10 protein-coding genes are annotated in these 13,649 nt (G+C 36.5%); 8 read left to right on the forward strand and 2 right to left on the reverse strand.

Annotation, left to right across the window (positions count from 1 at the left end):
* The first annotated feature begins 72 nt into the window (after window positions 1-72).
* Window positions 73-1,728 (forward strand): T9SS type A sorting domain-containing protein, encoded by a 1,656-nt coding sequence (locus KXJ69_RS12800; protein WP_219053517.1) that lies wholly within the window; start codon window positions 73-75, stop codon window positions 1,726-1,728.
* 113 nt (window positions 1,729-1,841) lie between these two features.
* Window positions 1,842-6,764, forward strand: coding sequence for a RemA C-terminal-like gliding motility protein (locus KXJ69_RS12805; RefSeq protein ID WP_219053518.1), 4,923 nt, complete (start codon window positions 1,842-1,844; stop codon window positions 6,762-6,764).
* Between the two features lie 52 nt (window positions 6,765-6,816).
* On the opposite strand, the gene KXJ69_RS12810 is transcribed toward KXJ69_RS12805, so the two are convergent.
* Window positions 6,817-7,077 (reverse strand): SemiSWEET transporter, encoded by a 261-nt coding sequence (locus KXJ69_RS12810; protein WP_219053519.1) that lies wholly within the window; start codon window positions 7,075-7,077, stop codon window positions 6,817-6,819.
* Window positions 7,078-7,315: 238 nt separating this feature from the next.
* Between KXJ69_RS12810 and KXJ69_RS12815 the strand changes: the two genes are divergently transcribed.
* From KXJ69_RS12815 to KXJ69_RS12830, 4 genes are all read left to right on the forward strand, one after another.
* Complete coding sequence (locus tag KXJ69_RS12815) at window positions 7,316-7,732, forward strand: OsmC family protein (protein WP_219053520.1); 417 nt, start codon at window positions 7,316-7,318, stop codon at window positions 7,730-7,732.
* A 416-nt stretch (window positions 7,733-8,148) separates the two neighbouring features.
* Window positions 8,149-9,153 (forward strand): fatty acid desaturase family protein, encoded by a 1,005-nt coding sequence (locus KXJ69_RS12820; protein ID WP_255571370.1) that lies wholly within the window; start codon window positions 8,149-8,151, stop codon window positions 9,151-9,153.
* A gap of 16 nt (window positions 9,154-9,169) precedes the next feature.
* On the forward strand, window positions 9,170-9,412 hold the full coding sequence (locus KXJ69_RS12825) for a cold-shock protein (RefSeq protein WP_308701044.1): 243 nt from the start codon (window positions 9,170-9,172) through the stop codon (window positions 9,410-9,412).
* Window positions 9,413-9,551: 139 nt separating this feature from the next.
* Window positions 9,552-11,429 carry a CocE/NonD family hydrolase gene (locus KXJ69_RS12830; protein WP_219053521.1) on the forward strand — a complete coding sequence of 626 codons (1,878 nt, stop codon included), beginning with the start codon at window positions 9,552-9,554 and terminating at the stop codon, window positions 11,427-11,429.
* Between the two features lie 19 nt (window positions 11,430-11,448).
* Here the strand turns inward: KXJ69_RS12830 and KXJ69_RS12835 are convergent, their stop codons facing one another.
* On the reverse strand, window positions 11,449-12,042 hold the full coding sequence (locus tag KXJ69_RS12835) for a hypothetical protein (protein WP_219053522.1): 594 nt from the start codon (window positions 12,040-12,042) through the stop codon (window positions 11,449-11,451).
* A gap of 110 nt (window positions 12,043-12,152) precedes the next feature.
* Between KXJ69_RS12835 and KXJ69_RS12840 the strand changes: the two genes are divergently transcribed.
* Together KXJ69_RS12840 and KXJ69_RS12845 are read left to right on the forward strand one after the other, a co-directional pair.
* Window positions 12,153-13,046 (forward strand): winged helix-turn-helix domain-containing protein, encoded by an 894-nt coding sequence (locus KXJ69_RS12840; RefSeq protein ID WP_219053523.1) that lies wholly within the window; start codon window positions 12,153-12,155, stop codon window positions 13,044-13,046.
* Between the two features lie 111 nt (window positions 13,047-13,157).
* Window positions 13,158-13,619: a cold-shock protein gene (locus KXJ69_RS12845; RefSeq protein ID WP_219053524.1), complete on the forward strand. Its 462-nt coding sequence runs from the start codon at window positions 13,158-13,160 to the stop codon at window positions 13,617-13,619.
* Window positions 13,620-13,649: the final 30 nt, after the last annotated feature.

Genomic DNA, 13,649 nt, shown 5'->3' on the forward strand with positions numbered 1-13,649 from the left:
GGCACACTATTTTAAGGTGTTCCGAAGTGAGCTAATGCATAAAAAATGTATTTTTAGAAAAATTATAACCTTATGAAACTTAAATCTCTATCCATATTATTACTTTTCTTATTTGCTTTTCTCGTTGTGAAAAGTCAAGAAAGTTTGCGAGGAATACACAACGAGTTGCCAGATGATGAGTATGTGCAAGTTGATAAATCAATTATGCCACGACAAGTCGGGTATAGTGTTCGACGGTCTGATATAATTACCTCACAAGTTAATGTTGATGCCAATGGATTAGATATTATAGGTGATGCTGGAAATGAACCTTCCATTGCAGTGGATCCAACAAATCCTAATAGAATTGTAATTGGGTGGAGACAATTTGATATTGTTACTAGTAATTTTAGACAAGCAGGCTGTGGATATTCACTTGATGGTGGACTCACCTGGACTTTTCCAGGGGTTCTAAATCCGGGGGTTTTTAGATCAGATCCTGTTTTGGATTTTGATTCACAAGGAAATTTCTATTATAATAGCCTTAGAGGAAATTTTAATTGCGATGTATATCAAATTACCGATGGAGGTATTGCCTGGTCTGGACCCTTCCCTGCGAAGGGTGGTGATAAACAATGGATGCGGATGGACAGAACAGGAGGTATAGGGGATAGAAATAATTATTCCTATTGGAATTCCAACTTTACCACTTGCGAACCTGGGCAGTTTACAAGATCCACAGACGGAAGTTTTACTTTTGAAGATTGTATCATGATAGATGGAGACCCCTTTTGGGGAACTTTGGCAGTAGATAGAAATGGCGCATTGTATGTAACGGGTGCCGGTGGAGGAAGTATTATTGTGGCTAAATCCAGTAATGCACAAGACCCAAATGAAGCAATTACTTGGGATTTTGTTTCAAATGTAGATTTAGACGGACAATTAGACGCTGCATTTCCTTTAAATCCGCAAGGATTGGTGGGACAAGCTTGGGTAGACGTTGATATTTCAAATGCTTCTTTCGAAGATATTGTATATGTGTTGGCATCGGTAAAGCGAGATAACGATCCTTGTGATGTCATGTTTGCTAGAAGTACAGACGGAGGTCTTACTTTTGAGGCACCTATTCGAATAAATACAGATGCATTAGGTGGATATAATTGGTTTGGCACTATGAGTGTTGCACCAAACGGAAGAATTGATGTGGTTTGGTTAGATACTAGAGATGACGTAAATAATTTTGAATCAAGGTTGTATTATTCTTTTTCTGAAGATCAAGGGGATACTTGGTCTAATAATGAGTTTTTGTCACCGTCCTTCAATTCAACTATAGGCTGGCCACAGCAAAATAAAATGGGGGACTACTTCGATATGGTAAGCGATAATAATTATGCTCACGTCGCTTGGGCTAACACGCTCAATGGAGGTCAGGATGTTTATTATACCCGTATCACGCCAGAAAATATTTTTTCAATCAACGATAATACATCGCCAATTTCTAATCTTTCGGTTATACCAAATCCATCAAGTGAGAATATTATTATTAGTTATTCTTGCAAAGAATCGCAAAACATTAATGTCAAAATTTTCGATTTACTTGGTCGAGAAGTAGCAAATGTTTACAAAGGGGGATGTCAAGGTGAAGAAAACATCTCATGGAATTTGGATAGTTCTTTAGAAAGTGGAATCTATTTTGTACAATTAAATTCTGGTAATTCTTCCGAAGCAATTAAACTTATAATAAGGTAATTTTTACTTTTATTAAGTAATTAGCTTTATTATATGTTATATTTTCGATATTTATCGGATAAAATGTTGTAAAAAACCGATAAAATGCTATTTTTGAAAAAAATAGTATCCTTATGAGAGTTCGTACAAAGAGTTTTTATGCTTTAATCCTATTGTTATTATTTGGATTAAGTGGCTATACTCAAAAAAACTCACAAGCCCCGTTACGTAAATCTACTACTCAAGAAGTTACAACCACAAATACCGATTTGGTTGTTTTTAAAGCTTCAGAAAGTAAAAAGCTACAAGATGCACAAGAAATTTTCAAAGAAGTTTTAAATCCTTCAACAAAAACTTCTTTCCAATTTCTTTCAGAAGAAAAAGATAAGAGAGGTGTCATTCATAAAAAATGGCAACAATATTTTAAAAACTTAAAAGTCGAGTTTGCCGTTGTTGCCTTACATGGGAAAAACAATAATGTGGAGTTTTTAACTTCTGAATATTATTCCGTTCCAGATAATTTCAACACGTCACCATCCATAACAGCTGAAGCTGCATTTCAAAAAGCCCTACAACATATAGGTGCTCAAAACTATATGTGGGAGCATCCAGAAGATGCTGCTGTAATGGATAACTATGAAAAACCTAAAGGGGAATTAGTTATTCTTCCAAATTATTCGGTTGAAAAGGATATTGGAGAAATTCAACAAATGAAACTTGCGTATAAGTTTGATATATATGCTACCTATCCTGTTAGCCGCGGGAATCTATATATTGATGCAATAAACGGAGAAGTACTTTTTTACGATGCCATTATTAAGCACGCTGAAACATTCGGATTTGAGGGTAAAGATATTGTAACTGTGAAAACGGAAGAAGAATTTTGCCAAACGACTGAAGATGTTGAAAATTATAGCCCATTAGCAATTGGTACAGCAGCAACAAGATATAGTGGAACTCAAACTATTACTACCAGAGTTATTTCTAGTATATATAGACTTAGAGACAATACTAGAGGCAATGGAATTAATACGTATGATAGTGGAAGGACACCTACTTATCCATTAACAAATTTTTCTGATGCAGATAACAATTGGACTGCTGCAGAACACGACAATGTAAATAAAGATAATGCTGCCCTTGACGCTCATTGGGGTGCAGAAATGACATATGATTATTGGCTTACAATTCACGGAAGGAATAGTTTTAATGGGTCGGGTGCTGAAATAAGAAGCTTTGTCCATTATGATGATGTAGTTGGAAACCCAGGATATAATAATGCCTTTTGGAATGGAAGTGTGATGACCTATGGCGATGGTTCTTGTGGATATACAGAGGGGTGCTCTGGTTTTGATGCACTTACATCAATCGATGTAGCTGCACATGAAATAGGACATGCTGTAACAACTTATACATCAAACCTAGCCTATCAACGAGAATCAGGAGCCATGAATGAAGGATTTTCAGATATTTGGGGTGCTGCTGTAGAATATTTTGCAAAAGGCACTGGACCAGATAACAATCCAAACGATGAAGTTTGGCTCATTGGGGATGAAATCGATAGACGTAGTGGGAGTATTGCTCTTCGGTCTATGAGTAATCCAAATGCAAAAGGGCAACCCGATACTTATGGAGGTACTTATTGGATTAATCCAAATTGTGGAACTCCTACAAATGGTAATGATTATTGTGGAGTACATACCAATAGTGGTGTTTTAAACTACTGGTTTTACCTTTTAGTGGAAGGAGGTTCTGGAACAAACGATATTGGCAGTAATTATAATGTAACCAGCATTGGTATGGCAGATGCTTCAGAAATTGCTTATGCTACTCTACTTTTATTGAGTGCAAATTCAACCTTTGCCAATGCTAGAACCCTATCTATTCAAGCAGCAACAACAGCTTTTGGTGCATGTTCACCCGAAGTTGAATCTGTAACCAATGCTTGGTATGCTGTGGGAGTAGGAGCAGCTTACGTAAATATGTGTACTCCAGAAATTTCTTTTGCAACTACTTCGGGTAATATCGCTGAAGGTTCAGAATGTGGATTTACAGACATCGATGTAGCTCTTTTTATTGGATTAGGTGCGTCAGCAAATGCAGATGTTAATTTTACTATTAATGGTAGTAGTTCTGCATCTTCTGGATTGGATTTCGATTTGCTTACTTCAAGTGTTACCTTTCCTGCAGGATCCACAACACCGCAAACTATGACCATTAGAGTATATAAAGATGGTTTTGTAGAAAGTAATGAAACCGCAATTATTGATTTTACAGTAAATGCCAATGGAGGAGATGCTATAGCAGATACCAATGCAGATACTTATACACTAACTATTATTAATGATGATACTGCTCCTGTAGTATCACAAGATATTGTTTTATTAGATGAAAATTTTGATGGGGCTTACTCATGGTCTTTATTAGATGGAGATGGAGATGGAAGAAACTTCATAGGATTAACCGGACTAACCTATACAGGAATATCAGGTGATTTCCCAGGATCTGAAACTAATCTTACTATATTAGGGGGATCCGGTAAAGCAAATGCAAATAACTACTTTATTAGCCCTCAAATCACCATTCCTTCAGACGCTACTAATACAGAATTTGTTTTTGGAATAGGAGGGTATAATACAATAGAACACTATGCTGTTTATTGGGCTACTAACATTAGTAGTGCTGCTAATATTAATGCTGGTATACAACTAGAGGAGAGAAATTCTTTATCAAACGCAGGAGAATTTAGAACGTTAAACAATGCCGCAATAGCTGGTCAAACAGGTTATTTTGTTGTTAGACATTTTAATTCTTTTTCTAACAATGGAATCCTTTTATTTGACAATGTAACAATTACAACAACGGTTACTACTGGAATACAAACCGCTGTAAATAGTGGAAGTCCAGATCAAATCAATATCCCTTTTACAGGAAGCGTTTATGCAAGTGACCCTTCCACTGGCGATATGATGGCAAATATTACTAATAACAATACATTTAACTATGGTTGTACAGATGTTGCTGTTAGTCGCTCAGGAACAGGTGCACAATCCTATAACGGTAGTTTATCTCCTAATTTAGTAATGGACAAAACTTTTGAAATAATACCCACAAGCACAACAGGTACTGGCGATACAACCCTAACGTTTTATTTCGAAGAAACGGAAATAGCTGGCTGGGAAAGTGCAGTTTCCCCATTTTTTACAAGAGCCGATTTAGTGGCTATTAGGGGTAGTGCAACTTCAGTAGTTGATTTAGTTCCATTAACTATTGGAACTTTTGGCTCTCATGTTACATTAACGGGCGACTTTACAGGTCTAAATGGTACCTACTATTTTGGTCCACCAAGTGCGTTTGTAACCTGTGTCGGAATCACTAAAACTTGGGATGGAGCTATCTGGAGTCCACTTGGAGCTCCAGATGGATCAAACCCTGTAATTATTAACGGTAATTATGATACTAATATACACGGTAATTTAAATGCGTGCTCATTAACTGTAAACTCGGGTGTTACTTTAACCGTGTCAGCAAACAATTATTTACAAACTGTGAACAGTATTACCATAGATGGAATCTTACTTATTGAGCATCAAGGAAGTTTAGTACAAATAGATGCAGATGCGGTGGTGTTAAACAATGGCACCATCAACGTAAATGTAACTACACCCAACTTAGCCTCGCGTGATTTTATGATTATGGGTAGCCCAATGACCGGTGAAACAAGAACGGGAGTGTGGAATACTTCCTTTTTGGTATTAGACCACCTTACAGGCAATTTCGTACCCAATGCAGCGGTAGCAGCTGCATTTCCTTTAGCAGAAAACTTTGCAGACGACAATTATGATAATTGGCAAGAATACGCATTAGGTATTGCTCCCGGAGAAGGATATATTGTTCGTCCACAGGCAGGCTACGGGCAGCCAGGAGGTATTTTTAACTTTACCTATCAACAGGGAACGCTAAACAACGGAAATGTAAATTTCTCAGTATTGTATAACACCCCAGGGCCACTACCGGCAGATAACAAAAATGCATCGCCCAATATCTTGGCAAATCCATACCCAAGTGCTATTTGGGCTAACGATTTTATCAATGCAAATGCCATGGTAGACGAAGTCTATTTTTGGGAACACAATACCCCTCCAAGTCCAACAATGCCTGGAGCTGGTGCAATGAATTTCTCAATGGAAGATATCTCAATGTACAACTTAAGTGGAGGAACTGCAGCTGCTAGTGGAGGAACGGCCCCTAATGGCTACATAGCCACAGGACAAGGTTTTGCCATTAAGGCAAATGCCGCAGGAACAGCAACCTTTAACAATACAATGCGTAGAACAGATAACAATAATACATTGCGAAATAATGAGGAAAACCTAGACCGAATTTGGCTCGAGGTTGCAACCCCACAATACGAAATGCAAAGCAGTACGTTAATTGCATTTTCTGAGAACTGTACACCAGATATCGATAGAGGATACGATAGCCGAAGAATGGCTACGGTAGTATCATTGTATAGTTTGTTAGAGGATGGTACTGGAGAGCTTGGTATTCAAACCCGTGAACCATTTAACCGTGGAATGAAAATTCCCTTAGGGTTCTCAACTTTAATTGAAGAAAAAGTAAGCTACGAGATTTCAATTACCAACTTAGAGGGAATAAACATCAACCGAGCAGGAATCCTACTACTAGATACCTATGAAAATACCACAGCAAACCTAAAAAATGGGACTTATCAATTTGAAAGTGGTATTGGCACATTTGCAGATAGGTTTTTCCTAGTATTTCAACGAGCCAGTTTAAGATTGTCTACAGACGAAGTTGTGTTGAATGATATATCCATGTTTCCAAACCCTTCAAAAGGAGAGATAACAATTTTATCACCAAATGCACAGGTAGGAAGCGTTACCGTGTTTGACTTACAGGGGAGAGAAGTAGCCTTAAAAGAAGAAACTGGAAATTCAGTAAGATTAGATATTTCTCATTTAACACCCTCTGTGTATTTTGTAAAAATTAGAACAGATTTTGGTACAATCAATAAGAAAATAATCAAACAATAATACCCTTAAAAATCATAAAAAAACGCCTCTTTTTAGAAGCGTTTTTTTTATGTTAAGACTTAACATCTTTTAATTTATATGCTAATATTATACCCGCAAGGATAAAAGTAATTATATTACCTATTATAATAGGCATTTGGTTATTCATAATTCCATAGCATATCCATAAGAAGACACCAGAAACAAACATCAAATACATAGGCAATGACAATTGTTTTGTATTCTTAGATTTTATTGTTTTTATTGCCTGAGGTAAAAAGCTAACCGTAGTTAAAAAAGCTGCAAAATTTCCTAATATTGAATTTAATTCCATAACATAAAAAATAACAATACAAAAGTGGAACATCACCGCCTGATTTTTAACAACTCTAATAGCAACTTTCTATTGAATTTTAACTTAGCTCTTTATTTATAATATTGATTTTTTGATGTTAAATTGGCTATTAAATTTAGAAGGTTTGTATTAGCCAATTTATTTTTTTAACGAAACCTTAGTTATAAATTTTTGTTTCTTGATGCTAGCTGAATTAATTTTATGAAAAATAAAAAACATGAAATTTACACGTAAAGCAAATGCACAATGGAAGGGGAGTGGTAAGGAAGGAAAAGGGACACTCACCACGGCCAGTACAATACTAGAAAATACTCAGTATTCTTTTAGTACACGCTTTGAAAACGGACGAGGAACCAATCCAGAAGAATTAATAGGGGCGGCTCATGCAGGATGTTTTGCCATGCAATTAAGCTTTTTACTCAATGAATCAAACTACACAGCAGATACATTGGATGTAGGGGCCACTGTTACTTTTGAAGATGGGAGCATTACTCAAATTGCTCTTAATCTTGAAGGAAAAGTTCCTAACATTTCAGTTGAAAAATTTGAAAAAATTGCAGTAAAAGCAAAGGAAGTTTGTCCCATTTCAAAACTACTAAACACAGAAATAGTGTTGAATACTAGTTTAGTTTAGCAACAATCTACCCTTTAACGAACCCCATAGTTTTAAAATTATGGGGTTCGTTTTTTATAAACTTATTCGCAAACCATCGCTGTTTTCACAATTAATAGGAGATGTGTCATTTATTTACAGTATCTTTACAGCAATTAGTTATTAGAACGGCTTTTCTTTTTTTATTATTCTTCAGAATTTAATCAATCCTTTGCTTTCCTTATAATGTAATTGTTGTAGCGCAATGAAGCGTATATGACTTAAATTAATTATAGCTTAACGTATAATTTGATTTACTTCATTACAAAAGCAAAACGTATTTTATCAAAAATCCCATATTTTCAAAGAACATACAACCTAACTTTTCTAAGACATTAAGAAGCAGGGTAAATGCATATTTCAAATTGCACGGGAAAAATAGAAATGCAAATCGTATAATGAAGGTAAAAACTATCATTATGCTATGTTTGTTTTTTGTTCCTATATTGGTACTATCTTCAGGGATAGTAACATCAACAGTACTGCTTTTTGCTTTATATATTATTAGCGGATTTGGAATGTCTGGAATAGGGATGGGAGTCATGCATGATGCCATTCATGGTTCTTATTCAAAAAATAAGAAAGTAAATACTTTTTTGGGGTATACTTTTAACCTTATTGGAGCCAACGCTACGGTTTGGAGAATCCAGCACAATGTATTACATCATACCTATACAAATATTGAACAGGCAGATGACGATATAAACGCTCCTTTTTTCCTTCGTTTTTCACCACATGCAAAGTATTATTGGCTGCACAGGTTTCAGCATATTTATGTTTGGTTTTTTTATGGAATATCAACGCTATCATGGGTGACGACAAAGGATTTTGTTCGGTTAAAACGTTATTACGACATGGGTTTTTTAAATAAAAAAGGAGAATACCCTAAAACGCTAGCCTCTATGATAGCCTGGAAAGTTCTATACTATTCTTACGCACTAGTCTTGCCAATGATAATGCTTCCATTCTCTTGGTGGATTGTCCTGCTTGCGTTTATAAGTATGCACTTTATAACAGGGCTTATGGTGAGTATTGTGTTTCAAATTGCACATATTATGCCAGTAAATGAATTTCCTTTACCAAATAAAGAAGGACAAATGAATGCCAATTGGTACGCCCACCAATTTGCTACCACAGCTAATTTTTCACCTAACAGCAAACTTATGTATTGGTTTATAGGTGGTTTAAATTACCAAATTGAACATCATGTTTTGCCGGATGTTTGCCATATACACTATAAAAAGTTGGCAACTATAGTATCAGAAACAGCCAAAGAATTTGGAATGCCCTACAATGTAAAAAGAAACCTCTTACACGCCATTTGGGATCATGTACAAATGCTTCGTAGTTTGGGAAAAAAACCAGTATTAATACCTGTAGAAATACAACACAATGAATTTTAATTTTAAAACAGAAATAATGATAAAACAATTTATAAATAAATTAATAAACAACAATAAAGTAACAATTATGAAAGAAGGTACAGTAAAGTTTTTCAATACAGCCAAAGGTTTTGGTTTTATTACAGTAAAAGACACTAACGAAGAAGTGTTTGTGCATTCCACAAATCTTCTAGACGATATTAGAGAAAACGACGAAGTAAAATTCGACATCGAAAAAGGTGATAGAGGATTAAGCGCTGTTAAAGTGAGTTTAATCTAAGAGTCAAACTCAATCGTATTAGTAAAGCCATCATTCTTGATGGCTTTTTTATTTCAACCTTTTTTGCAATGAAAGTAATAAGCTTCTAAGAGTCTTTTTTTTAGTTAACTTTATTCGCTTCAAACCAAACTAAATCATTATGAAGTTGTACCGTATTCCATTCCTTTTCTTATTTCTCCTTGTATTTCAAAATGTTCGCGCTCAAACAGAAGAAGATATCCTTTCAAAATTAGAGGAAATTGCTATCATCGACCAAAAAGTAATGATGCCCATGCGAGATGGGGTGCGACTAGCAACCGATATATACCGCCCAAAATCGGAAGGAAAAGTACCGATTATTTTTTCGCGTACTCCGTATAATTTCAATTCTTGGGGAGATGGAAAAGAACAAACTAGAACCGCTCAAGCTGCCTATAATTGGGTGCAAAAAGGATATGCTTATGTAGTTCAAAATGAACGAGGTCGCTATTTCTCCGAAGGGGAGTGGGATATCCTCGGCGTACCTTTAACCGATGGATACGATGCCTTTACTTGGATGAAAGACCAACCTTGGTCTAATGGAAAAATAGGTGCATTAGGTTGTTCCTCTACTGCCGAATGGCAAATGGCGGTTGCCGCCCTAGATCATCCCTCTTTTGCAGCTATGGTGCCACAAGGATATGGAGCAGGTGTGGGACGTGTAGGTGAATATTATGAACAAGGAAACTGGTACCGAGGTGGCGTAGAGCAGTTATTGTTTTTTGCGTGGTTGTACAGCGTAGAGCACGATAAGTTTAAACCTAGAATTCCGGCTGGTGCAACCCAAGAGGATTTAATCAGGATTTCACGCTTTTACGATCTAGCCCCAGAAAACCCAGAAATAGACATGGCTGAAGCGCTACAATATCTACCTATTCAGGATATGTTGGTAAATATGAAGGGTAAACGAGAGATTTTCGATAAAATGGTACGTCGCAAACCCAACGATCCCGCTTGGTTTACAGGTGGTTTATATCATGATAATATGGAAATCGATATGCCTAGCTTTTGGTTTACCTCTTGGTACGATGTAAGTATCAGTCCTAATTTGGCTCTGTTTAATCACGTGCGTAATAATGCTAAAAATGCCGAAACTCGTGATAATCAATACTTAGTCATAGCGCCTACCTTGCATTGTCGCTATACTCGCGCTACAGAAAACACTATCGTTGGAGAGCGCAATATTGGTGATGCCAGACTTAATTACGACGAACAAATTACCAAATGGTTCGATCTATGGCTGAAAAATGAAGCCAACGATTTTAAAACAACCATCCCAAGAGTACAATACTATACTATGGGAAGCAACCAATGGCAATCGGCAGAACAATGGCCACCAGCCGATTCCAAAATGGTAACGTATTACCTCAATAGCTATGGAAAAGCCAATTCCCGCCTGGGTGATGGTTCCTTGAGTACAAAAAAGCCATCCAAAGACAATCCAGATACTTTTGTCTATGACCCTATGAATCCTGTAACATCTTGGGGCGGAAATGTATGTTGTACAGGAAATGCGGTAAATGGAGGTGCCTACGACCAGCAAGAAATGGAAAAACGTGACGACATCCTGGTGTACACGACTGATGTACTTAAAGAAGGAGTAGAGGTGACAGGGTTTATTGAATCTACCCTGTATGTATCATCTGATGTTAAGGACACAGACTTTACCATTAAATTAATAGATGTCTATCCTGATGGGACAGCCTATAATTTAGATGAATCCATTCAGCGGGTGCGATATCGAGAAGGCTACGATAAAGAAGTCTTTATGGAAAAGGGGAACGTATATAAAGTAGATTTAACCCCTATGTCTACGAGTAATTATTTTGAAAAGGGACATCGCATTCGTATAGAAATATCCAGTAGTAATTTTCCTCGATTTGCTCGTAATTTAAATACCGGAGGAAATAATTATGACGAATCTGAAGGTGTTATTGCAACAAATACCGTGCATCATTCAAAAAAGTATCCTTCATACATTCAATTGCCTATTCGCTAAAAGTAAAAGGTTATTGATATTATTGACAGACTTCGGGTAAAACCTCAATAGCATTAAGTTCATTCCATATGGGGGCAGAAGTATTTTGAGGAGATATTCTAAAAAGGATAATCGATTTTTGCTTATTTAGACAAAAAAGAACTTCGGCTAAAAGGTTTAAAGAAATCATTTCCCCACTGTGGAAACCATCAAACACCTTTAGTTTCCCTTTATATTTTGTAGGCTTATCCTTTAAAAGATAATCCTTATTTGTAATATCAACCAATAAAAGGCTAGGAGCAGGAAAAGTGGTTGCCCAATGGTTGGGGTTCATTAATGCATCAAAATAGTGCTCAAAATTAAAGGCTATGGATTTTTCAGTTAAAGGAGTGTCGGTATTAACTTCCCAAGCCATTACCAAGGTCCAAAATTGTTCACTTTCCTTTTTATCCCATTCTGGTGCAAAGCGGAGCTCTTCAAATCCTTCAAAAGTGAATTTAGGAGCCCATTCAATAGGAAAAGGAATAATTTCTTTCCCCCATGTACTATTGGCCTTTACAATAACGAGTTCCGTCTCCTGACTTATGCTAAGTAGTGAAAAACTGAATGCAATAAGAGTAATGATGTTTTTCATATTTCTAGTTTTTAGTAAAACTAGGTTTCTTATGGTTCAAAACTGTCAAAAGAATGTAAAAGAAGTGTCAACCCCTGTGAAAATTGCCCAAAATCCACGTACTTTACAATATGTTTAAAGGCGACACACTATTTTCATTTGCTGGATTAGCCGTTTTTTTGGTGTTTGTAGGCTTGTTTCCAAATAGCCAAACGCTACAAAACGACTTCCCCGAACGGGCTAAAATCTCTTTGCGGGAAGTGGGCAACCAACTACTATTGGTTCAAGGAGATTCCACTTCCTTGGTACTGCCCATTATAGATCAAAGTAATGATACCTACCAACTTTCCTTCGAAAAGTCTTTAGAGATTGAACCCGATGCGCTTTTAGACCTTATTGAAGCTACCTTCACAAAGGCAATCCTTCCCAAGCATTATCGCGTAGAAGTATTGCAATGTATCGATGGGGAAGTGGCTTATAGTTACGAAATGAAAGCTAATGAAGAGGAAAGTATTATCCCTTGTAGAGGACGTACCTTGCCAAAACAATGCTATAAAGTGAAAGTTCATTTTATTGCAAGCACCATGAGCACGGTATCCCAAGAAGGGAATCAAGGTATTTTCAATAAACCTTCCTTGTTATATCTATTACTATTTGTGGCGTTTGTTCCTGTGGGAGTAATAGTATTTAAAAAGAAGCGTCCTAAAGCCAGTACCCTTGATGAAAATAATTCCTTAGCTTTAGGCAATTTTTTATTGTACCCAGAACAACACCTTTTGGTAACGGACAATAAAACAATACAGCTCTCCAAAAAAGAATGCGAAATTCTTATCATTTTTGCAGAAAAGCCTAACCAAACCATCTCTCGTGAAGAGCTCACCAAAAAAGTATGGGAAGACCATGGGGTGGTGGTAGGGCGCAGTCTAGATACCTATATTTCAAAACTCCGTAAAAAGCTACAAGCAGACCCAACCCTTCAAATTAGTAACATACATGGGATAGGATATAAACTGGAAGTGATCTAAAGAGTTGTAGTTTTTATTTTAATTTGTATTGACCCTAAAAATTTATTTAAAATAAATAGGGAATTTAAAATATAAAAGCTATAATGTACCATTAATCCTTAAAACATAACATTGGGAAAATCGCAACAAACGTATAGTAAAACTGAAAAAGAAAAAAAACGTGCTAAAAAACGGGAAGACAAACGTAAAAAGATGGAAGCCCGTAAGTTAGAAAAAGAAGAAAACGGAACCGCAGGTATCGAATTTGCCTATGTGGACCATATGGGTAATCTAGTAGATACACCGCCAGACCCTTCCAAAAAAGTAAAAGTAGCCGCAGATGACATCGTTATTGGCGTTCCTAAAATGACAGACGAAGACAGAGAAGCCTTCGATCCTGTACGAAAAGGAACCGTGTCTTTTTTTGATCACTCCAAAGGCTTCGGATTTATAGTAGATGGGGAGAATCAAGAAAAATACTTCACCCACGTAAGCGGCTTAATAGATGAAATTAACGAAGGTAATGCCGTTTCTTTCGAACTTGAAAAAGGACAACGCGGGATGAATGCCGTTAAAGTAACCTTGGTAAAGTAATTTAAGCCTACCGTGTTTGCCTAAAACGAT

The organism is Halomarinibacterium sedimenti (genome assembly GCF_019312585.1).
In the GTDB taxonomy this organism is placed as follows: domain Bacteria; phylum Bacteroidota; class Bacteroidia; order Flavobacteriales; family Flavobacteriaceae; genus Halomarinibacterium; species Halomarinibacterium sedimenti.

Bases quoted from the DNA above. Each gene is read 5' to 3' on its own strand.
- KXJ69_RS12800 (WP_219053517.1), top strand. From the start codon at position 73: ATGAAACTTAAATCTCTATCCATATTATTACTTTTCTTATTTGCTTTT.
- KXJ69_RS12805 (WP_219053518.1), top strand. From the start codon at position 1,842: ATGAGAGTTCGTACAAAGAGTTTTTATGCTTTAATCCTATTGTTATTA.
- KXJ69_RS12810 (WP_219053519.1), bottom strand. From the start codon at position 7,077: ATGGAATTAAATTCAATATTAGGAAATTTTGCAGCTTTTTTAACTACG.
- KXJ69_RS12815 (WP_219053520.1), top strand. From the start codon at position 7,316: ATGAAATTTACACGTAAAGCAAATGCACAATGGAAGGGGAGTGGTAAG.
- KXJ69_RS12820 (WP_255571370.1), top strand. From the start codon at position 8,149: ATGAAGGTAAAAACTATCATTATGCTATGTTTGTTTTTTGTTCCTATA.
- KXJ69_RS12825 (WP_308701044.1), top strand. From the start codon at position 9,170: ATGATAAAACAATTTATAAATAAATTAATAAACAACAATAAAGTAACA.
- KXJ69_RS12830 (WP_219053521.1), top strand. From the start codon at position 9,552: ATGAAGTTGTACCGTATTCCATTCCTTTTCTTATTTCTCCTTGTATTT.
- KXJ69_RS12835 (WP_219053522.1), bottom strand. From the start codon at position 12,042: ATGAAAAACATCATTACTCTTATTGCATTCAGTTTTTCACTACTTAGC.
- KXJ69_RS12840 (WP_219053523.1), top strand. From the start codon at position 12,153: ATGTTTAAAGGCGACACACTATTTTCATTTGCTGGATTAGCCGTTTTT.